Below are 19,706 nucleotides of genomic sequence, written 5' to 3' on the forward strand. Positions count from 1 at the left end.
TCGTGGCGACACTGTTTATTGCAGATCTTCACCTCTGCACAGAAGAACCGGCGATCACCGCCGGTTTTCTGCGTTTTTTAGCCGGTGATGCGCGAAAGGCCGATGCGCTATACATTCTTGGCGACCTGTTTGAAGCCTGGATTGGCGACGACGATCCTAATCCGCTGCACCGTGAAATGGCCGCGTCGATAAAATCACTGGCTGATTCCGGCGTTCCCTGCTTTTTTATTCATGGCAACCGTGATTTTCTGCTCGGCAAACGTTTTGCCCGTGCGAGCGGCATGACCTTGCTTCCCGAAGAAAAAGTGCTCGACCTGTATGGCCGCAAGGTGCTGATCATGCATGGCGACACCTTATGCACCGACGACGCAGGCTATCAGGCGTTTCGCGCCAAAGTGCATCAACCCTGGTTACAGAAGCTGTTCCTCGCCCTGCCGCTGTTCGTTCGCCAGCGAATCGCTGCGAAAATGCGCGCCAACAGCAAAGCGGCTAACAGTAGCAAGTCACTGGAGATCATGGATGTGAATCCGCAGGCCGTGATTAGCGAGATGGAAAAACATCAGGTTCAGTGGTTAATTCACGGCCATACCCACCGCCCGGCCGTCCATGAGCTTACGGCCAATGAGCAACCCGCTTTCCGCGTGGTATTAGGCGCATGGCACACCGAAGGTTCGATGGTCAAAGTCACCCCTGACGACGTTGAACTGATCGCATTTCCGTTTTAATTCTGCAGATACCCAGTTCCTCTTTACACAAAACTATTCGAGTTGCATCGAGGCGGCAAGTCTGTGAGTCCCCTGGAGCTTACAAAAGTAAGTGACTGGGGTGAGCAGATGCAGCCAACAAAGAGGCAGCTTGAAGAGTGAAGTGCAAAGCGCGCAATCGTTTTCCTTGGCGGTGAATTATGCTATTCTCTGTGGCCTCAAAAGTCGAGTGTAGTGCACCACAGGAGTTTTCAGACGCATGTCTTCCCGCAATAATCCGGCGCGTGTCGCCATCGTGATGGGGTCCAAAAGCGACTGGGCTACCATGCAGTTCGCCGCCGAAATCTTCGAAATCCTGGACGTTCCACATCATGTTGAAGTCGTCTCCGCCCACCGCACCCCAGACAAACTGTTTAGCTTCGCCGAAAGCGCTGAAGAGAACGGTTATCAGGTGATTATTGCCGGGGCCGGTGGCGCAGCGCATTTGCCTGGCATGATTGCGGCGAAAACGCTGGTGCCTGTTCTCGGTGTTCCGGTGCAAAGCGCAGCGCTGAGTGGCGTAGATAGCCTCTACTCCATCGTTCAAATGCCGCGCGGTATTCCGGTCGGCACGCTGGCGATCGGCAAAGCGGGCGCGGCAAATGCGGCCCTGCTGGCAGCACAAATTCTGGCTACACACGATAAAGAATTGCATCAGCGTCTGAACGACTGGCGCAAAGCGCAAACCGATGAGGTGCTGGAGAACCCGGACCCACGAGGTGTCGAATGAAGCAGGTCTGTGTACTTGGCAACGGACAGCTAGGGCGCATGCTGCGCCAGGCCGGTGAGCCACTGGGCATAGCAGTCTGGCCCGTCGGGCTGGACGCTGAACCGGCTGCGGTCCCTTTTCAGCAAAGCGTGATTACCGCTGAGATTGAGCGCTGGCCGGAAACGGCACTCACCCGCGAACTGGCACGCCACCCGGCGTTTGTTAACCGCGACGTCTTCCCGATTATTGCCGACCGTCTGACACAAAAGCAGCTTTTTGACAAGCTCGGTCTGGCGACTGCACCGTGGCAGTTGCTGGCAGATAAAAGCGAATGGTCTGCGGTATTCGACAAACTCGGCGAGCTGGCGATTGTGAAACGTCGTGTCGGCGGCTACGACGGACGTGGGCAGTGGCGTTTACGCGCAAATGAAACCGAGCAACTGCCGGACGACTGCTACGGCGAGTGCATCGTCGAACGGGGAATCAACTTCTCTGGTGAAGTCTCACTGGTTGGCGCTCGGGCGCATGACGGCAGCACCGTTTTCTATCCGCTGACCCATAACCTGCATCAGGACGGTATTCTGCGCACCAGCGTGGTATTCCCGCAGGCTAACGCCAGACAGCAGGAACAGGCTGAAGCAATGCTCTCTGCCATCATGCAGGAGCTGGGCTATGTCGGCGTGATGGCGATGGAGTGTTTCATCACCCCGGAAGGTCTGCTGATTAACGAACTGGCTCCGCGCGTGCACAACAGCGGGCACTGGACGCAAAACGGCGCCAGCATCAGCCAGTTTGAGTTGCACCTGCGCGCCATTACCAACCTGCCGTTACCAACGCCGGTGGTGAACCACCCTTCGGTGATGGTAAACCTGATTGGTAGCGACCTGAACTACGACTGGCTGAAGCTGCCGCTGGTGCGTCTGCACTGGTATGACAAAGAAGTGCGTGAAGGACGTAAGGTGGGTCACCTGAACCTGAGCGACAGCGATACCGCACGCCTTAGCGCGACGCTGGAAGCGCTTATCCCCCTGCTGCCGCCGGAATATGCCAGCGGTATTATCTGGGCGCAGTCAAAGCTGAAATAAGCCATTAATGCCGGGGAGTTGATTTTATCCTTCCCCGGTCCCTCCTCTGGCGCGTAAAATCCCCTCCATTGCTGTTTTGTATTTTCAGGATCAAACATGAACGATGGAACGGACTACCGCGCAATTTTGCTCGCCGGTACGCCTTTAATCGATGTACGCGCCCCCGTCGAATTTCAGCAAGGCGCAATGCCGGGCGCAATCAACCTTCCCTTAATGAACGATGACGAACGTGCCGCCGTGGGTACCTGTTACAAGCGCCAGGGACCTGAAGCTGCCCTCGCGCTTGGCCATCAACTGGTTTCGGGTGAAACCCGTCAACAGCGCATGAGCGCCTGGCTGGATACCTGCCGTCAAAATTCTACGGGTTATTTATGCTGCGCACGCGGCGGTCAACGTTCGCACATTGTGCAGCAGTGGCTGCATGAGTCCGGCATTGACTATCCGCTGATACAAGGCGGTTACAAAGCCCTGCGCCAGGCTGTAATACAGCTGACTGAAGAATTAGTACAAAAGCCGATCGTCTTAATTGGCGGCTGTACCGGGAACGGTAAAACCCAGCTGGTGCAACAGCAGCCAAACGGTGTGGATCTCGAAGGTCTGGCGCACCATCGCGGCTCCTCGTTTGGTCGTACCGTTGAACCTCAATTGAGTCAGGCAAGTTTTGAAAACCTGCTGGCGGTTGAAATGCTCAAAACCGATAGCCGTCAGGATTTACGTCTGTGGGTACTGGAAGATGAAGGCCGCATGATCGGGGCTAATCATCTGCCCGAATGCCTGCGCGAGCGCATGGTCCAGGCATCAATTGCGGTGGTGGACGATCCTTTTGAGCGTCGTCTGGAGCGACTGCGCGAAGAGTATTTCGTGAAGATGCACCACGATTTTACCCACGCTTATGGCGAGAGCCAGGGCTGGCAGGAGTACAGCGAGTATCTGCACCATGGCCTGTTTGCTATCCGCCGTCGTCTGGGTTTACAACGTTTTGCCGAGCTGACCACCCTGCTAGACGTGGCTCTGCGCGAACAGCAGGCAACGGGCAGCACCGACGCCCATATGGGCTGGCTGGTGCCGTTGCTCAACGAGTATTACGACCCGATGTATCGCTATCAGCTGGAAAAGAAAGCCGCGAAAATCGTCTTTCGCGGCACATGGCAGGACGTCGCCGACTGGCTTAACGCACGGTGATCAGTGTCTGTCGCGCTTATCTGCGCGTTTTGCCAGCCAGTCACCCAGCACCTGAACGACCTGCACCAGAATAATCAGCGCCACCACGGTGACAATCATGACCTGGGTTTCGTAGCGGTAATAACCAAAGCGAATCGCCAGGTCGCCGACTCCACCGCCGCCAACGATCCCGGCCATCGCTGAGTAACCGATCAGACTCACCAGCGTTATCGTCAACCCACGCAGCAGACCCGCGCTCGCCTCTGGTAACAGAACGGTGCAGATGATGCGCATCGGGCTGGCGCCAAACGCTTCCGCCGCTTCAATAATCCCTTTATCGACTTCACGTAGCGCGCTATCAACCAGACGGGCATAGAAGGCAATTGCCGCCACTGAGAGCGGGACCGACGCCGCAATCGGGCCAATGGTATTCCCGAGCAAAAACTGGGTTAGCGGCAGCAGCAGAACCAGCAGGATCACAAACGGCACCGAACGAATGATATTCACCAGCACGGAGCTGAGCAGATACACAAAACGGTTTTGCCAGAATAAATGCCGGTCGGTGACAAAAATCAGAAAACCAAGCGGCAGACCGCCAATAATCGCCAGCACCGTAGAGATGCTCAGCATCTGGAAAGTTTCATTAAACGCCAGCGTTAAATCAGGCAATAAATCATCCACGAATCACCTCCACCTGTGCAGTACGTTGACGAATATGTTCCACGGCGACTTCCACCGCTGAAGGGTTGTGCGGCGCGGTCAGTTGCACCACCAGAATCCCCAGCGCACGTTCGCCAATATATTCAATTTTGCCGTGCAGAATGTTCACTGCCACGCCAAATTTAACCGCCACTTCTGACAACACCGGCTGTTCCGCCGAATCGCCGATGAACAGAATTTTTAGCAACTGGCCGGGCAGATGCTGGCGCAGACGCTCGGGCAGCGTCAAATTGAGGGTATGTGACACCAGCTGCTGCGTGAACGCGTGCTGCGGGTGAGCAAAAACGTCAAACACCTCACCGGATTCCACCACCTTGCCGCCGGACATCACCGCCACGCGATCGCAAATCGATTTGATCACGTTCATCTCGTGAGTGATCAGCACGATCGTGATCCCCAACTGTTGGTTGATCTGCTTAAGCAACGCCAGAATCGTGGCTGAGGTTTCGAGGTCCAGCGCCGAAGTAGGTTCATCACACAGCAGCACATCCGGGTGATTGGCAATCGCACGGGCAATACCCACACGCTGCTTTTGTCCGCCGCTGAGCTGAACCGGAAAGCGGTTCGCCTTGTCTGACAGCCCCACCAGCGCCAGGATTTCGCTCACGCGCGGGCCAATTTTACTGCGCTCCCATCCGGCAGCCTTCAGGCTAAAGGCGACATTTTGCGCCACGGTACGGGTATGCATCAGGTTAAAATGTTGAAAAATCATCCCGATACGCTGACGGGCTTTACGGAGATGCGCGCCTTCCAGCGCAGAGATTTCTACGCCGTTCACCTTAACGCTTCCCTGGCTCGGACGCGTTAAGGCGTTCAGGGTACGCAGCAGCGTACTTTTCCCCGCGCCGCTGGTCCCGACAATGCCAAATATCTCACCTGCGCCGATGCGCAAGCTGACGTCATCAACCGCCCGGGTTGATGGTCCACGGCCTGCGCTAAAATCCACGCAAACTTTCTCTATCTCAATCATAGCCACCTCAGAAATGCGAAAAGGGCAGTCGTCGCTGCCCCTGTTAACCCTTGTGCGCAGCGATTATTGGGCTGCCGACATCCATTCCGGTTTCTGGAAGGCGCTGTAGATATTTTGCGGATCGTCGATCACCGCGCGATACGCCGGAGATTTCACCGCCTCAACAATATCTTTGGCGAACGGTTTATCCGCATCTTCAGTGCGTACCGCGATGATATTTTTCAGATTTTCGTCCAGGTGTTCCTGCTTGATGGCGCTGGCGAGATCCATTTTTGCCGCCACGGCAAAGTTACCGTTGACCAGCGCACCGGTCACACCGTCCAGCGTACGTGGCAGCTGTGCCGCTTCCAGCGGTTTAAACACCAGCCCTTTCGGGTTGCTGGCGATATCGCGCTCGGAGGCTTTAGTTGGATCAATATTGTCTTTGATGGTGATAAGGCCAATAGACTGCAGAAAACGCAGACCGCGAGCCAGGTTGGTGGGATCGTTGGAGAGCGTGATCACATCCCCTTTTTTCAACTCATCCAGGCTTTTGATTTTATGTGAGTAAAACCCCATTCCGGCCGTCGGGACCACAATCAGCTTACTCAGCTTAAGTCCTTTATCGGCGGTGAATTTGTCAAAGTAGAGCGAATGCTGGAACAGGTTAGCATCAATGCTACCGTTGGAGAGCGCCATGTTCGGCTGCACGTAGTCGCTGAATTCGCGCACCACTACCTTATAGCCTTTCTCTTTCAGCGTCGGAGCAATGGCCTGTTTCACCATATCTCCGTATGGCCCAGGCGCGACGCCAAACACGATTGTGTGCGGGTCACTGTTCGCATGAGCAAACTGTAATCCACAGGCCAGTAACAGCGCCCCGGTCGCGACGCGTAAACTCTGACGCAATCCCATATTCTCTCCATTTTAACGTTGTGGTGTCATGTCTCACGCCGTTCTTGCGGCGTTGTTCTTGTTGGCCCGTTAACAGGCTGATTGTTAACATGACACAGATCACAACCTGCTGTCCTTGAAATTATTTCATGATGTTGCAGAGTATGTTTTTAAATGTGAGAAGGCATGAAAAAGCCGGATGTCGGCACAAGTGCCTTATCCGGCCTACAACAACTCTCTTAGGCCCGATAAACGCAAGCGTATCGGGCGGCAGGCGTTCGATTAGAAGTCGTAACGCAGACGAACCAGGTTCATATCACCCAGATTGTCGGTGCTGGAAGTGAATACGTGTTCGTAATCAACACGGAAACCGTAATCCAGCTGGAAGCTGATACCCACGCCGTTGTCGGTACGCAGGTAGTTACGGCCATTCACGTACTCAATACGGTCGCCCATAAAGTAAGGCTGAACGGATTTCAGCGCATACTGACCCACCGGGAAGGTGTAACCCGCGAAGTATTCCAGACCCCACGCATCACCGGCAAAGTAATCGTTAACAGACACTTTTTTGGTGGTCATGAAGTTTTGATACCAACCGCCGCCCAGCGAGAAGGTCCAGTTATCCGGTTTCCAGCTCAGCGCAGTACCGACGATGTTTTGATCGTAGGTTTTGCTGGTGTTGCCACGCATTTCCGCGCGGGTGTAGTTCCACGCCGTACCCCAGGTCAGATCATCGGTGATGTGATAATCCACACCCAGCGAGCCGCCGCCTTTACGTTTGTAGCGCAGACCGTTGTTCGGGTTGTAATCATCGCTAAACAGGTAGGAGGCGTAGAGATCAACATCACCAACGGTATTCTTATACTTCAGAGATTTGCGCGTACGATAGGAACCGTCATAGTCGCCATTGATACCGTTACCCGGTGCCTGACCGATCATGTCATAGTCCCAGATATCCGTTTTCGCACCGACTACATCATAGTAAATGCTGTTCTGTTGACCGAAGGTCAGCGTACCCCAGGTTGCACTCTTCAGACCGGTGTACAACATACGACGCGTGGTATCGTTGGCACCGTCAGCGTAGTGGTTATCCCAGTTGAACATCGCCGGGAAGTTAACGCCCAACTCGTAGTAGCTCACCCAACTGATATCATCAAACAGATAGTAATCAGCGGCGAAGCGGAAACGTGTACCGCCATCGAAGCCATTACGTTTGTAGCCATTCTTACCATCGTCACCGGTCATATTCTGGAACTGCGGACGAATACTCCCGCCGACGGTGAAATTAAGACGGCTCAGCGGGTTGCCCGCCTGCGGATCTTGTTTCAGGACCGTGATTTCCGCCTGAGAAGCGAAAGTCGTTAATGCCACTGCTGCGCCGATCGATACTGCCAGCGCTGTTTTTTTTATAGTCATTATTTGTACCTTGATAGATAGCCTGCCAATTATTCAGCGTACAAATATTAACGTTTATTAATACACTCGTGTTGTCGGGTTTTTATTGTTCTGTGCTGTTAAATATCAACGAGTTATCAATTTGTGCTACATAGATAAAAAAACGCACCGATTTAAAAAACCGGTGCGTAATCATCACTAATATGAATTAACTACTGAACTGACGGAACAACGCTTTACCTTTTAGCAGACGTGAACCGAGCCATCCGCCGCATAAAGAGAGCAGCAATGCTCCACAAACCGGCAACACGACCCACAGTCGCCAGTCTGGCTCCCAGGGGAAATCAAACACTTTGGTTTGCAGCACCGCCAATGCGGTTTCCGCGCCGATGGCCGCTACCAGTCCGGCGACCATCCCGAGCATGGCGAACTCGCACCACAGCGTGGTACGCAGTAGTTTCTTGCCCGAGCCCAGCGTGCGCCAGACTACCAACTCCTGGTGACGCTGGCGCATACCGACCTGGACCTGCGCCAATAGCAGCAGCATACCGCAGGCGGTGACCAGTACCACCATCACCTCCAGTGCGCGGCTCACCTGCTCCAGCACCAGGCTCACCTGTTTGAGGATGGCGCCAATATCCAGCAGGCTGATGGTCGGGAATTCGCGGTTAAGCTGCGTCAGCATGCCGTTGCCGTTCTCCCAACGAAAGCTGGTTAACCAGCTTTGCGGCTGAGCGTCCAGTGCGCCGGATGGGAAGATAAAGAAGAAGTTGGGCCGCAGGCTTTCCCAGTCCACTTTGCGCAGACTGCTGACCGTGGCGCTGAAATCCTGGGTATCGCCCATGAAGGTCACCCGATCGCCAAGTCTGACGTTCAGCCGTTTCGCCAGCCCCTCTTCCATCGACACTTCGCCCGCTTTTGGTGGCCAGCTTCCGGCGGTTATCGGGTTATGATCCGGTCGGGTATCCTGCCAGGTCAGATTAAGCTCGCGGTTCAACGCCTCATCCTGATTGCCTTCGGTCAGCTTGTCATTGATAGCCGTCAGACGCGCCCGCACAATCGGATAGAACGATTCCGGGATCACCTGATGCTCAGACAAGAAAGCCTTTAGCGGAACTACCTGCTCGGTGGCAATGTTGATCAGAAAATAGTTCGGACTTTCCGGCGGCATTTGCTGCTGCCAGCGGTCGAGCAAATCGCCGCGCAGCACCAGTAACAACGCCAGCAGCATAAAGGAAAGCGAAAATGCCGATAGCTGGCTGAGCGTTGACCACGGCTGGCGTAACAGTCGACTGACCGCCAAACGCAGCGGCAGTGAGGAGAGCGTCAGACCACGCAGCACGTTGAGCAGCATCCAGCCGAGCACCCCGCACAACAGCGCCAGTACCACCGCGCCAGCCAGTACCGCCCACAGCAGCGGACTTCCGCCCATCAGTCCGGCGAGCAGTGCAATCACGACTATCACTACCACCGGCAAATAAAACTTCAGCGGCCAGACGTTTGCCACCACGTCACGGCGCAGCACCCGCAGCGGCTGCGTTGCCAGCAGCAGGCGATAAGGACGTAACCCCACCAAGAGCGAAATCACCGTCATGGTGCCTAATGCCCATAGCCACGGCCAGGGGCTGGCAGGCGGTAGTTCGCCGGGCAGAACCGGCTTGAGCAGCAGCACCAGCACGCGCTCAAATAACAGCCCGAACAGTCCGCCGGTCACGCCAGACAGCGCCAGCACCATCAGCCATTGACCAACAATCAGCCTGCGCAACTGCGCTCTGCCCGCGCCGAGGGTTTTCAGAATAGCCACCAGATCGTAACGGCTGCGGCAATAATGGCTCATCGCCACGGCAACCGCGGCGACCGCCAGCAACAGCGTTAACAGCGCCGACAGCAGCAGGAACTGTTGCGAACGCTCCAGTGATTTCCCCAGCGCCCCTTCATCCTGCTCCAGCCCATACCAACGCTGTTCAGGCTTTAACTGCGGTAACAGCCACTTTTCATAAGCTTCCAGTTGCGACGGCGTGCCGCCAAATTTATAGCGCCAGGTCACGCGGCTTCCCGGCTGGACCGCTGCCGTTTTTTCGACATCCGCCATATTCATCATCAGGCGCGGCGCTATCTGGAACGGATTAAAACCAGAGTCCGGTTCCTGCACCACTTCCCCAGCGATATGCAGCGTGGCATCGCCAACATCGATGGAATCACCGACTTTTAAGTTGAGCAGCGCCATCAGTCGCGGGGCCAGCAGCACCGAGCCAGGCTGTGGTTTCAGTCCCGGCGGATTGGTCTGCAGCGTGCCGTACATTGGATACACATCATCCACCGCTTTGACGTTCGCCAGCTGCGGCGTATCGCGGGCAAAAGTCATGGTGGCAAAGGTGAGCTGTTCCCCCACCTTCAGGCCACGCTGTCGCGCCTCGTCAATCCACGCTTTCGGCACGGTACGCGAACTTTGTAGCGACCGATCGCCCGCCATAAACTCACGGCTTTGCTGGCTCAGCCCTTTTTCCATACGATCGCTGATATTGCCCAGCGCCAGCACACAAGCTACCGCCAGGCTCAGCGCCAGCCAGACAATCAGTAATGAAGGCGAGCGCCATTCGCGCCAGAACCAGCGTGCAATCATGCCTCCTCCTGCAACTGTCCGTTCACCAGACGTAAACGCCGATCGCAACGCGCCGCCAGCTGCGGGTCATGGGTTACCAGAATCAGGGTAGTACCGTGTTCCCGGTTCAGAGAAAACAGCAGGTCGGCGATTTTGTCTCCGGTCTGGCGGTCCAGATTGCCCGTTGGTTCATCGGCAAACAGCACGTCAGGGCGACCGTTAAAGGCCCGCGCCAACGCCACGCGCTGCTGCTCCCCGCCGGAAAGCTGGGCCGGAAGATGATCAAGACGTTTTCCCAACCCCAGTTGCTCCAGCAGCGTTTTTGCCCCGTCACGACTTTTTCCGCTGTTCTCGCCGCGCAACAACGCGGGTAGTTCGACGTTTTCCAGCGCGTTGAGGGTCGGAATTAACATGAATGACTGGAAGACAAAACCTACGTGCCGCGCCCGCAACTGCGCCCGGGCTTCTTCGTCCATGGTATGCAGCGCCTGCCCCACCAGGCTGACTTCACCGCTGGAGCCATCGTCCAGCCCAGCAAGGATCGCCAGCAGCGTGGATTTCCCCGATCCCGACTCGCCAATCAACGCAATGGTCTCGGCGCGTTTGACAACCAGTTCAACTCCGGTAAGGATGGATAGCTCATGATCACCCTGACCGACGGATTTCTTAAGATGATGAACTTCAACAATGTTTTCCGCTGGCATTGGCCTTTCCTGTTCCTGGTCCTGTTAACTTTCCGCGCCGCCGCTGCGGACACGTTATTAATTCTGGGTGACAGCCTGAGCGCCGGATACCGTATGTCCGCCAGCGCCGCGTGGCCTGCGCTACTTAATGATAAATGGCAAACCAAAACACCGGTGGTGAATGCCAGCATTAGCGGCGACACCTCGCAACAAGGTCTGGCCCGTCTGCCTGCACTACTCAAGCAGCACCAGCCGCGTTGGGTACTGGTCGAACTTGGCGGCAACGACGGCCTGCGCGGCTTTGCGCCTGCGCAAACCGAACAAACTCTGCGAACAATTTTGCAGGACGTGAAAGCGGCAAATGCCGAACCGCTGCTAATGCAAATTCGTCTGCCGGCAAACTACGGTCGCCGTTATAATGAAACCTTTAGCGCGATTTATCCAAAGCTCGCCAAAGAGTTTGATATTCCTCTGCTGCCATTTTTCATGGAAGAGGTTTATCTGAAACCCCAGTGGATGCAGGATGATGGTATTCATCCTAACCGTGACGCCCAGCCGTTTATCGCCGACTGGATGGCGCAACATCTCACCCCTTTTCTATCCTAAATAATTCGAGTTGTATGAAGGCGGCAAGTGAGAGAGTTCCCAGGAGCATAGATAACTATGTGACTGGGGGGAGCGAGCGTAGCCAACGCACAGACAACTTGAAGTATGACGGATATAGTAAATCACGACTCGTAATTCAACGGAGATCCTGACAGGTAAAGTTATGCAAAAATCGGTCTTAATAACAGGATGTTCCAGCGGAATCGGCCTGGAAAGTGCGCTTGAGCTAAAGCGCCAGGGTTTTCAAATTCTGGCAGGCTGTCGCAAACCTGACGATGTCGCGCGTATGAACAGCATGGGATTCACCGGCGTATTGCTGGATCTGGATTCACCCGAAAGCGTGGATCGCGCCGCCGACGAGGTGATCGCCCTGACCGATAATCGTTTATATGGGATCTTTAACAACGCCGGATACGGCGTCTATGGCCCCCTGCCCACCATCAGCCGCGAACAGATGGAGCAGCAGTTTTCCGCCAACTTCTTTGGCGCACATCAGCTTACCATGCGCCTGTTGCCCGCCATGTTACCCCACGGTGAAGGGCGCATTGTGATGACCTCATCGGTGATGGGATTGATCTCAACGCCGGGACGTGGGGCCTATGCCGCCAGCAAATATGCGCTGGAAGCCTGGTCCGACGCGCTGCGTATGGAACTGCGCCACAGCGGGATTAAGGTCAGCCTGATTGAACCCGGCCCCATCCGTACCCGCTTTACCGAAAACGTCAACCAAACCCAGAGCGATGCTCCTGTGGAAAACCCCGGCATTGCCGCGCGTTTTACGCTGGGACCAGAAGCGGTTGTCGCCAAAGTGCGTCATGCGTTTGAGAGCGATAAACCGAAGCTACGTTATCCGGTTACGCTGGTGACCTGGGCAGTGATGCTGCTTAAACGCCTGTTGCCAGGCCGCATAATGGACAAAATTTTACAGGGTTGAGTTGAAGCTCGCGCGTCAGCCCCCATGTAACAAGAAATCGACAAAAGAGAGTAACTCCATGTCCACACAGAATATTGTTAACATTAACGAATCGAACCTACAGCAGACCCTTGAACAGTCGATGACCACGCCGGTCCTGTTCTATTTTTGGTCTGAGCGCAGCCAGCATTGTCTGCAATTAACGCCGGTACTGGAGAGCCTTGCCGCCCAGTATAACGGTCAGTTTATTCTCGCTAAGCTGGACTGCGACGCCGAGCAGATGATCGCCTCCCAGTTTGGTCTGCGTGCGATCCCTACGGTTTATCTGTTCCAGAACGGCCAGCCGGTCGATGGATTCCAGGGCCCGCAACCGGAAGAAGTTATTCGCGCGCTGCTGGAGAAAGTGCTGCCGAGCGAAGAAGAGCTGAAAGCACGCCAGGCGATCGAATTCATCGAAGCCGGTAATCACGCGGATGCACTGCCGTTGCTGAAAGAAGCCTGGCAGATCTCCAACCAGAGCAGCGAAATTGGTCTGCTGCTGGCGGAAACACAAATCGCCCTGAACCGTTCTGATGAAGCCGAAGCGGTACTGAAAACCATTCCGTTGCAGGATCAGGACACCCGCTATCAGGGGCTGATCGCACAGATTGAACTGCTGAAGCAGGCAGCTGATACGCCGGAAATCCAACAGTTGCAGCAGCAGGTCGCCAGCAATCCGCAGGATGCGGCACTGGCAACGCAGTTGGCTATTCAGTTACACCAGGTCGGACGTAACGAAGAATCACTGGAATTACTGTTCAGCCACCTGAAGAAAGATCTTACGGCTGCCGATGGTCAGGCACGTAAGACTTTCCAGGAGATCCTCGCCGCACTGGGTACGGGCGACGCGCTGGCCTCGAAGTACCGCCGCCAGCTGTACGCGCTGCTGTACTAATCCATTTGATTTTGCCCGATGGCGCCTGCGCGCTTATCGGGCCTGTAAATTCGACAAATGCCAATCCCTCCGGCATCACATCACGTCTTTTTCAAATGCGTTACAACTAATTGGTGGCGCGAATTATAGAATTTTCGATAAGTTAAGTAGCAGGCAATAATGGTCGACAGGCTGGCGGTTGATAGCAGCATAAACGTCACCATAATCTGATACTTAATCGCTTTTACCGGGTCAATACCTGCAAAGATCAATCCTGACATCATCCCCGGTAAACTCACCAGCCCCACGGTCTTCGCTGAATCAATCGTCGGGATCAGCGAGGCGCGAATGCTGTCGCGAATAAGCGGCGCAGAGGCCACTTTCGGCGTTGCGCCGAGGCTGAGTTTTTCCTGAATTTGCTGCTGCTCGCTGTTAAATCGCTGCCCCAAATTGTTGTAACACAGCCCCACGGCCACCATCGCATTGCCTGCAATCATGCCGGAGATCGGGATGACCTGCATCGGTGTGAACTCGATAGAGCCAGAAAGAACCAACACCGAAAGCGTTAACCCCGCCCCCGCCGTGATGGCAATAAACGACGAGAGAAAAGCGTTATCAATATATTTACTGCGTTTTTGCGCGTTATAGGCCGCGTTAAAGCAGATAAACAGCACCATCAATAAGGTCAGAATGCTATGGTTGACGCCGAAAATATATTTCAGCACGTAGCCCACGATAATAAGCTGAACCACTGCCCGGCAAACGCTCCAGAGAATATCTTTTTCCAGCGCCAGCTTTTCTTTGTTGCTGATCAGTATCGCGACCACCACCAGCATCATCGCTAATGCCAGGGATTCATTGGTAATATTATGCTCGTTCATTGCTTACTTCCTGCATTTCACCGGCGTGCGGTTGAAGGGTTATGACGTTATCTGCATGATCAATTTCATCTTTGTCATGCGTCACCCACAGCACAGCAATATTCTTATCGCGAACATAGTGGTGAATTAATTCGTTCACATTACGCTTGTTGGCTTCATCCAGCGCGCTGGTGATTTCATCAAGCAGCAGAATTTTCGGCAGAAACTGCAAATTACGAATTAACGAGACGCGCTGCTTTTCGCCGCCGGACAGCTCATTGATGTTTTTTTTGAGGATCGTCTCGGGTAACTCAAAGCGGGCCAGATCGGTCAGAAACACATCCGGATCCGGACTTTTGTTGCGGATTTGCCAGGGGAAAATGAGATTGTCGTAAACGGTGTCACCAAACAAAGCGGGCGTTTGCGCGCAATAAGAGACCTGCTGGCGATACGTTTCCGGCTTGAGGGTATTTATCTCTTTGCCCTCAAAGCGTATTTCACCGGCAGTTGGGCTAATTAACGACGCGACTATCTTGAGTAACGTGCTTTTACCGCACCCGGACTGGCCGGTAATCAACTTAAATTCTCCGGCGCGGAGATCAAAACAGATGTTATTAAGAACCTGCGTCGCCCCTGCCTGCCATGCGACATTTTTTAACTGAAGCAGAATGCTGCTTTCTTCCATTACCAATCCCTTTTTTACCTCTTTCGTGCTGACAGTGTATCCCTGTAATTTATTATAGGGGAGCTCACCTTGATAAATCGGGTATAATTTGACTAATGAGGCAGTAAAGGACAGCACAACAGGAGGTTTCATCAATGCTCATTTTTATTCCTATTCTTATTTTTGTCGCGCTGGTCATCGTCGGCGCAGGCGTCAAAATCGTCCCGCAGGGATATCAGTGGACGGTAGAGCGTTTTGGCCGTTACACCAAAACCCTGCAACCGGGTTTAAGCCTTGTTGTACCGTTCATGGACCGCATTGGTCGTAAGATCAACATGATGGAACAGGTGCTTGATATCCCCTCTCAGGAAGTCATCTCCAAAGATAACGCCAACGTCTCGATTGATGCTGTGTGCTTTATTCAGGTGATCGACGCGCCGAAAGCCGCGTATGAAGTCAGCAACCTGGAACTGGCGATCATCAACCTGACCATGACCAACATTCGTACGGTTCTCGGCTCGATGGAGCTCGATGAAATGCTCTCCCAGCGCGACAACATCAACACGCGCCTGCTGCATATCGTTGATGAGGCCACGAATCCCTGGGGCATCAAAATCACCCGTATTGAGATCCGCGACGTGCGTCCTCCTGCGGAACTTATCGACGCCATGAACGCGCAAATGAAAGCCGAACGTACCAAGCGTGCCTACATTCTTGAAGCAGAAGGGATCCGTCAGGCAGAAATCGTCAAAGCCGAAGGTGAGAAGCAGTCGAAAATCCTCATCGCGGAAGGTGAACGCCAGTCCGCGTTTTTACAGGCTGAAGCGCGTGAACGTTCCGCAGAAGCAGAGGCCCGCGCAACGCAGATGGTGTCTGAGGCCATTGCCGCCGGAGATATTCAGGCCGTGAACTACTTCGTGGCGCAGAAATACACCGAAGCGCTGCAGCATATCGGTTCGTCGAATAACAGCAAAGTGGTGATGATGCCGCTGGATGCCAGCAGCCTGATGGGCTCCATTGCCGGGATCGCCGAACTGGTTAAGGACAGCGCCAGCGAGCGGAAAAAATCATGATAGCGATGATTCTGGTGCACCCGCACATCTTCTGGCTCAGCCTCGGCGGTTTGCTACTCGCCGCCGAGATGCTGGGCGGCAACGGCTATTTGCTGTGGAGCGGCGTGGCTGCGGTGATTACCGGTCTAGTCGTCTGGCTCGTTCCGCTGGACTGGCCGTGGCAGGGGGCAATGTTCGCTGTCCTCACTCTGCTGGCGGCCTGGCTGTGGTGGAAGTGGCTGGCAAAGCGCGTTCAGGAACAGAAACCCGCCGACAGCCATCTGAACCAGCGCGGACAACAGCTGGTTGGCCGTCGATTTATTCTGGAAACCGCCCTGGTCAATGGCCGGGGACATATGCGCGTCGGCGACAGCTCCTGGCCCGTTAGCGCCCGCGATGATTTGAGCGCCGGAACGCAGGTTGAAGTCATTGCCGTTGAGGGAATCACCCTGATTATAAAAGCGGTATCACACTAAAGAGACAGGAAATAAGACTATGGTCAGGAAGACACCCCTTGCCTTTGCCCTTTGCACATTACTGACCGCCGCTCCGCATGCATTCGCTTCGTTCGATATGGAAGACTGCAAATGGAGCGACGACAGCTGTCTACTAAAGGGAACGCCGACCTTTAACCCTGAAAACGACAGCCGCGACAACCTGCTGCGGCTGCTGAGCCAGGAAAAATCATTTGCTCTGCCGGTGCAATCAATGCCCGCAGACATCACCCGCTCCCGTGATTTCTATTTTGCCTATCACCCGCAGTGGGATGAGGCAGCCCCGCAGCCAGCCGCTGCTCCGGCATCCGCCGCAGACAGCCCTCTCTCCCGACAGATGGCCGAGCTGAACATTAGCGCCGACGAAATAAACATCAACGACGCTGAGCTTGAGAATCGCCATATTTCGAATAACACCGAGAGCGTCAGCGCGTTTTTTGCCGCGCTGTTGGCCGATTCCACGTTAACGGCGGAGCAGCGTCAGGCCTTAGCCCAGGCGCGTACGGGACTGCTTTCCGGAGCAACCCGCGAGCAAATTGAGTCTGCTCTTGCTACCTTCCCGGCAGATTCTCCTGCTCTGCCCTATAAAAGCTATCTGGCAGCAGCCGCCAGTTTCTATGCCGGTGATTATGCCAGTGCCGAACGGGATTTCACTCAGCTTGCCAAAAGCGATCGTCCGTGGCTGGCAGAGACCGCGCAATACATGCTGATGCGCACGGCGTTGAACAAGAGCAGTCAGAACAGCGTAGGCGAGTACGGCGATTTTGATATCGCGAAAATTAACCGCGAGGACGCTACTCAGGCTCAGACGCTGGCGCAGGCCTATTTGCAGCGTTTTCCTCAAGGACTCTACGCCGACTCAGCGCGCAGCATGTTGCGCCGGATTAACTGGTATTTACAGTCATGGCCGCAGTTAGCCGGGTTGTATGAGCAGACGCTTCAGCAGTCGGCTGACGCACATCAACTGCGCGAAAATGTCATCGAATACGATAATGTCTATGGCATGGCGTTCTACGACCAGTCCGTCGTTGAGGCCTTCCCCGACGCGCCGCGAGTCAGCTATATCGAACTGCTACGCGCGTTGCGCCTGGATAACAACAGCAAACCGACGCTGACGCAGGCACAGCTCGATGCCAGCAAACCGGTGTTTGAACAGAGCCAAAAACTGGCGCTGTGGCGCGATCTGCAACTGAATCTGTGGCTGGCGACGAGCAACTACGCCGCGATTATTCAGGCAGTTACGCCAGCGCAGAAGCTTGCCGCTCACGATACTCTCGCCTTCAGCGAACAGGTACTTTACGGCGAAGCACTAATGGGTCAGAAGAAATGGGCCGAGGCGCGCGATTTCTGGCAGCAGTTGTTAAAACTCAGCCAGGATAACGAACAGCAGCAATATGTACAGGCCAAACTGGCCGCCACGCTGGTGTATAGCGGCGACGTGGCAGCAATCTTCGCACCGAATAGCGCTGTGACCAACCTGCGCTTTCGCTCGCAGGTGCTGAAAACACAGGCCACACCAGAACTGCTGCGCCAGCAGACCGTCCACGGTCCTAATAACGAAGAGCGTACCATTGCGCTGCATACGCTGCTGGTGCGGGATCTTACTGAAAACCGCTTTAGCGACTGGCTGAATGACAGAAAACTGGCCAGCGCGATTACGCCTCCGGTCATTGGCGAAGCGTTTGCTGACGTTAACCTGAGCATATTCGACTGGAATGGCGACACGGCGCAGGCGGGCTATACGTGTCGCAGCCTCAATGAAACGGTAACGGTATTGAGCAAAAAAGCGGATGATGCTCACGCGCTGAACTGCCTGGGCGAATTCTTCCGCACCACGCAAACACAAGTTGATCTGTGGAAAAACAGCGCTGGCAACGACGTGCTTGAATCAGCTATCTCGCGCAAGAAACCGTTCGGCCAGTTCGACAGACAGAGTTACTACCAGCAGGTAATCACCTCGCCCACCGCGGAAGTCGAAGATAAGAGCTTCGCGCTGTATCGCGCCATCATGTGTTATGCGCCGTCAGGCGCTAACGAATGTGGCGGCGAGGAAGTGGATAAACTGCAGCGTAAGGGCTGGTTCACCCAACTGAAAACGCAGTATCCAGGAAGCCCGTGGGCGCAAAAACTCAAATACTACTGGTAACCGCGCTGCTGCTGGGCCAGGCACAGGCGGCGGATATCGTCGCCGCCCGTGAACACTCAGCATTCTGGCTGTGGTCTGGGGTGAAAGCCAGTGACGAGCTGAAAGATGCGCAAACGGTCTATCTGCACCAGGGCGAGGTACTGATTCGTTCCGGTAACGTGGTTTTCCAGCGTCTCGGTTTGCCGGTCAGTCGTCTGTCTTTTCCCTCAATCTGGCTGACCGTACGCTTTACAACCCTCGACGTGCCGGAAGAGATCCCGGCGCGTATCATACGGTTGATGCAGCGCTGGCAGACCGCCGGGAATCACGTCATCGGCCTGCAGGTTGATTTTGACGCGGCGACCCATCAGCTTGCCGACTACGCCCGCTTTCTGCAGCAACTACGCCAACAGCTCCCGACCGAGTTTGCGCTAGGCGTAACCGGACTACTGGATTGGGCAAAAACGGGCGATGTCGCCACGCTGAACGCGTTGGCGGTCGATGAACTGGTGGTGCAAAGCTATCAGGGGCGTCACACGGTGACGAATTATCAGGCGTATCTGCCCGCGCTCAGCCGCCTGCGCATTCCATTTAAGCTGGGACTGGTGCAAAACGGTAACCGTGATCCACAGGCTGAAGCGCAGCTTGAGAAATCCCCGTGGTATCGCGGCACGGTGGTGTTTATGCTCAATCCCTCTCGCCGTTAAGCCTTGGCTTTGTGATGGCAGCAGCCTGAGAGATTATCAATGATTGGGCATTCGGCGCTATCGTCGCCGGGGCAACTGTCTGCCAGCGCCAGCAAATGCAAGCGCATGGCCTGCAATTCTCTGATATGCCGCTCAATGTCCGCCACTTTTTCTAACGTGCGCTTTTTCACATCCGCGCTGTGACGCGCCGGATCGTTAAACAGGTTTACCAGCTCGCCGCACTCTTCCAGGTTAAAACCAACCTGGCGCGCCTGGCGCAGCAGAGTCAGTTCATTCAGATGCTGTTGGTTGTAAGTGCGATAGCCATTGTCACTACGCAGCGGCGGCGTCACCAGTCCTTTCTCTTCATAAAAGCGAATGGCTTTGCTGGTTAAACCGGTTTTTTTCGCAACATCACTAATATTCACATTTCCCCCGCGGAGCTTGTTGGT

At 54.9% G+C, this 19,706-nt stretch carries 20 protein-coding genes; 11 read left to right on the plus strand and 9 right to left on the minus strand.

What is annotated here, in order from left to right:
• The first annotated feature begins 2 nt into the window (after positions 1-2).
• From lpxH to mnmH, 4 genes are all read left to right on the plus strand, one after another.
• Positions 3-725 carry a UDP-2,3-diacylglucosamine diphosphatase gene (gene lpxH / locus BZK41_RS12425; protein WP_079938330.1) on the plus strand — a complete coding sequence of 241 codons (723 nt, stop codon included), beginning with the start codon at positions 3-5 and terminating at the stop codon, positions 723-725.
• 238 nt (positions 726-963) lie between these two features.
• Positions 964-1,473: a 5-(carboxyamino)imidazole ribonucleotide mutase gene (purE, locus tag BZK41_RS12440; RefSeq protein WP_079938331.1), complete on the plus strand. Its 510-nt coding sequence runs from the start codon at positions 964-966 to the stop codon at positions 1,471-1,473.
• A complete protein-coding gene (gene purK / locus BZK41_RS12445; protein ID WP_079938332.1) occupies positions 1,470-2,537 on the plus strand; it encodes a 5-(carboxyamino)imidazole ribonucleotide synthase in 1,068 nt (355 codons plus the stop codon). Before purE ends, purK begins: the two co-directional genes overlap by 4 nt.
• Before the next feature lie 96 nt (positions 2,538-2,633).
• Positions 2,634-3,719: a tRNA 2-selenouridine(34) synthase MnmH gene (gene mnmH, locus BZK41_RS12450; RefSeq protein ID WP_079938333.1), complete on the plus strand. Its 1,086-nt coding sequence runs from the start codon at positions 2,634-2,636 to the stop codon at positions 3,717-3,719.
• On the opposite strand, the gene BZK41_RS12455 is transcribed toward mnmH, so the two are convergent.
• The 6 genes from BZK41_RS12455 to ybbA all read right to left on the minus strand — a co-directional run bounded on the left by BZK41_RS12455 (position 3,720) and on the right by ybbA (position 10,962).
• Positions 3,720-4,379 carry a methionine ABC transporter permease gene (locus BZK41_RS12455; RefSeq protein WP_003831085.1) on the minus strand — a complete coding sequence of 220 codons (660 nt, stop codon included), beginning with the start codon at positions 4,377-4,379 and terminating at the stop codon, positions 3,720-3,722.
• Positions 4,372-5,388, minus strand: a complete 1,017-nt coding sequence (sfbB, locus tag BZK41_RS12460; RefSeq protein WP_043015452.1) for a virulence-associated ABC transporter ATP-binding protein SfbB — start codon at positions 5,386-5,388, stop codon at positions 4,372-4,374. The genes BZK41_RS12455 and sfbB overlap by 8 nt, the downstream gene beginning before the upstream one ends.
• A 63-nt stretch (positions 5,389-5,451) precedes the next feature.
• Positions 5,452-6,282: a MetQ/NlpA family ABC transporter substrate-binding protein gene (locus BZK41_RS12465; protein ID WP_063941337.1), complete on the minus strand. Its 831-nt coding sequence runs from the start codon at positions 6,280-6,282 to the stop codon at positions 5,452-5,454.
• Positions 6,283-6,543: 261 nt separating this feature from the next.
• On the minus strand, positions 6,544-7,677 hold the full coding sequence (locus BZK41_RS12470; protein ID WP_079938334.1) for a porin: 1,134 nt from the start codon (positions 7,675-7,677) through the stop codon (positions 6,544-6,546).
• A gap of 187 nt (positions 7,678-7,864) precedes the next feature.
• Complete coding sequence (ybbP, locus tag BZK41_RS12475; protein WP_079938335.1) at positions 7,865-10,279, minus strand: putative ABC transporter permease subunit YbbP; 2,415 nt, start codon at positions 10,277-10,279, stop codon at positions 7,865-7,867.
• Entirely contained in the window at positions 10,276-10,962 is a 687-nt protein-coding gene (gene ybbA, locus BZK41_RS12480) for a putative ABC transporter ATP-binding protein YbbA (protein WP_079938336.1), read from the minus strand. Before ybbA ends, ybbP begins: the two co-directional genes overlap by 4 nt.
• On the opposite strand from ybbA, the gene tesA reads away from it, so the two are divergent.
• From tesA to BZK41_RS12495, 3 genes are all read left to right on the plus strand, one after another.
• Positions 10,930-11,547: a multifunctional acyl-CoA thioesterase I/protease I/lysophospholipase L1 gene (tesA, locus tag BZK41_RS12485; RefSeq protein WP_087051704.1), complete on the plus strand. Its 618-nt coding sequence runs from the start codon at positions 10,930-10,932 to the stop codon at positions 11,545-11,547. The two genes, ybbA and tesA, sit on opposite strands and share 33 nt — an antisense overlap.
• Before the next feature lie 163 nt (positions 11,548-11,710).
• Positions 11,711-12,481, plus strand: a complete 771-nt coding sequence (locus BZK41_RS12490; protein WP_003835790.1) for an SDR family oxidoreductase — start codon at positions 11,711-11,713, stop codon at positions 12,479-12,481.
• Between the two features lie 58 nt (positions 12,482-12,539).
• Entirely contained in the window at positions 12,540-13,394 is an 855-nt protein-coding gene (locus BZK41_RS12495) for a co-chaperone YbbN (protein WP_048226259.1), read from the plus strand.
• 80 nt (positions 13,395-13,474) lie between these two features.
• On the opposite strand, the gene fetB is transcribed toward BZK41_RS12495, so the two are convergent.
• Both fetB and fetA read right to left on the minus strand, forming a co-directional pair.
• Entirely contained in the window at positions 13,475-14,254 is a 780-nt protein-coding gene (gene fetB, locus BZK41_RS12500) for an iron export ABC transporter permease subunit FetB (protein ID WP_079938337.1), read from the minus strand.
• The gene (fetA, locus tag BZK41_RS12505; protein ID WP_079938420.1) at positions 14,241-14,918 is read right to left on the minus strand and encodes an iron ABC transporter ATP-binding protein FetA; all 678 of its coding nucleotides are present in this window, start codon (positions 14,916-14,918) and stop codon (positions 14,241-14,243) included. The genes fetB and fetA overlap by 14 nt, the downstream gene beginning before the upstream one ends.
• A gap of 134 nt (positions 14,919-15,052) precedes the next feature.
• Here fetA and BZK41_RS12510 point away from each other — a divergent pair, with 134 nt between their 5' ends.
• The 4 genes from BZK41_RS12510 to BZK41_RS12525 are packed head-to-tail and all read left to right on the plus strand — an operon-like array spanning position 15,053 to position 19,275.
• Positions 15,053-15,970 (plus strand): SPFH domain-containing protein, encoded by a 918-nt coding sequence (locus BZK41_RS12510; RefSeq protein ID WP_003831073.1) that lies wholly within the window; start codon positions 15,053-15,055, stop codon positions 15,968-15,970.
• Positions 15,967-16,425, plus strand: a complete 459-nt coding sequence (locus BZK41_RS12515) for an NfeD family protein (protein WP_079938338.1) — start codon at positions 15,967-15,969, stop codon at positions 16,423-16,425. The genes BZK41_RS12510 and BZK41_RS12515 overlap by 4 nt, the downstream gene beginning before the upstream one ends.
• Positions 16,426-16,444: 19 nt before the next feature.
• Positions 16,445-18,589, plus strand: a complete 2,145-nt coding sequence (locus tag BZK41_RS12520; protein WP_079938339.1) for a hypothetical protein — start codon at positions 16,445-16,447, stop codon at positions 18,587-18,589.
• Positions 18,559-19,275 carry a DUF3142 domain-containing protein gene (locus tag BZK41_RS12525; RefSeq protein ID WP_079938340.1) on the plus strand — a complete coding sequence of 239 codons (717 nt, stop codon included), beginning with the start codon at positions 18,559-18,561 and terminating at the stop codon, positions 19,273-19,275. The genes BZK41_RS12520 and BZK41_RS12525 overlap by 31 nt, the downstream gene beginning before the upstream one ends.
• Here BZK41_RS12525 and cueR read toward each other — a convergent pair.
• Positions 19,272-19,682: a Cu(I)-responsive transcriptional regulator gene (gene cueR / locus BZK41_RS12530; protein WP_079938421.1), complete on the minus strand. Its 411-nt coding sequence runs from the start codon at positions 19,680-19,682 to the stop codon at positions 19,272-19,274. The genes BZK41_RS12525 and cueR overlap by 4 nt on opposite strands.
• Positions 19,683-19,706: the final 24 nt, after the last annotated feature.

The sequence above is a fragment of the Citrobacter sp. A316 genome (assembly GCF_002042945.1).
GTDB classification, from domain to species: domain Bacteria; phylum Pseudomonadota; class Gammaproteobacteria; order Enterobacterales; family Enterobacteriaceae; genus Citrobacter; species Citrobacter portucalensis.

Coding starts and splice junctions, on each gene's coding strand:
- BZK41_RS12490 (WP_003835790.1), top strand. CDS start 11,711: ATGCAAAAATCGGTCTTAATAACAGGATGTTCCAGCGGAATCGGCCTG.
- fetB (WP_079938337.1), bottom strand. CDS start 14,254: ATGAACGAGCATAATATTACCAATGAATCCCTGGCATTAGCGATGATG.
- BZK41_RS12515 (WP_079938338.1), top strand. CDS start 15,967: ATGATAGCGATGATTCTGGTGCACCCGCACATCTTCTGGCTCAGCCTC.
- ybbP (WP_079938335.1), bottom strand. CDS start 10,279: ATGATTGCACGCTGGTTCTGGCGCGAATGGCGCTCGCCTTCATTACTG.
- BZK41_RS12470 (WP_079938334.1), bottom strand. CDS start 7,677: ATGACTATAAAAAAAACAGCGCTGGCAGTATCGATCGGCGCAGCAGTG.
- BZK41_RS12510 (WP_003831073.1), top strand. CDS start 15,053: ATGCTCATTTTTATTCCTATTCTTATTTTTGTCGCGCTGGTCATCGTC.
- purK (WP_079938332.1), top strand. CDS start 1,470: ATGAAGCAGGTCTGTGTACTTGGCAACGGACAGCTAGGGCGCATGCTG.
- ybbA (WP_079938336.1), bottom strand. CDS start 10,962: ATGCCAGCGGAAAACATTGTTGAAGTTCATCATCTTAAGAAATCCGTC.
- BZK41_RS12465 (WP_063941337.1), bottom strand. CDS start 6,282: ATGGGATTGCGTCAGAGTTTACGCGTCGCGACCGGGGCGCTGTTACTG.
- BZK41_RS12495 (WP_048226259.1), top strand. CDS start 12,540: ATGTCCACACAGAATATTGTTAACATTAACGAATCGAACCTACAGCAG.
- sfbB (WP_043015452.1), bottom strand. CDS start 5,388: ATGATTGAGATAGAGAAAGTTTGCGTGGATTTTAGCGCAGGCCGTGGA.
- BZK41_RS12520 (WP_079938339.1), top strand. CDS start 16,445: ATGGTCAGGAAGACACCCCTTGCCTTTGCCCTTTGCACATTACTGACC.
- mnmH (WP_079938333.1), top strand. CDS start 2,634: ATGAACGATGGAACGGACTACCGCGCAATTTTGCTCGCCGGTACGCCT.
- tesA (WP_087051704.1), top strand. CDS start 10,930: ATGATGAACTTCAACAATGTTTTCCGCTGGCATTGGCCTTTCCTGTTC.
- fetA (WP_079938420.1), bottom strand. CDS start 14,918: ATGGAAGAAAGCAGCATTCTGCTTCAGTTAAAAAATGTCGCATGGCAG.
- purE (WP_079938331.1), top strand. CDS start 964: ATGTCTTCCCGCAATAATCCGGCGCGTGTCGCCATCGTGATGGGGTCC.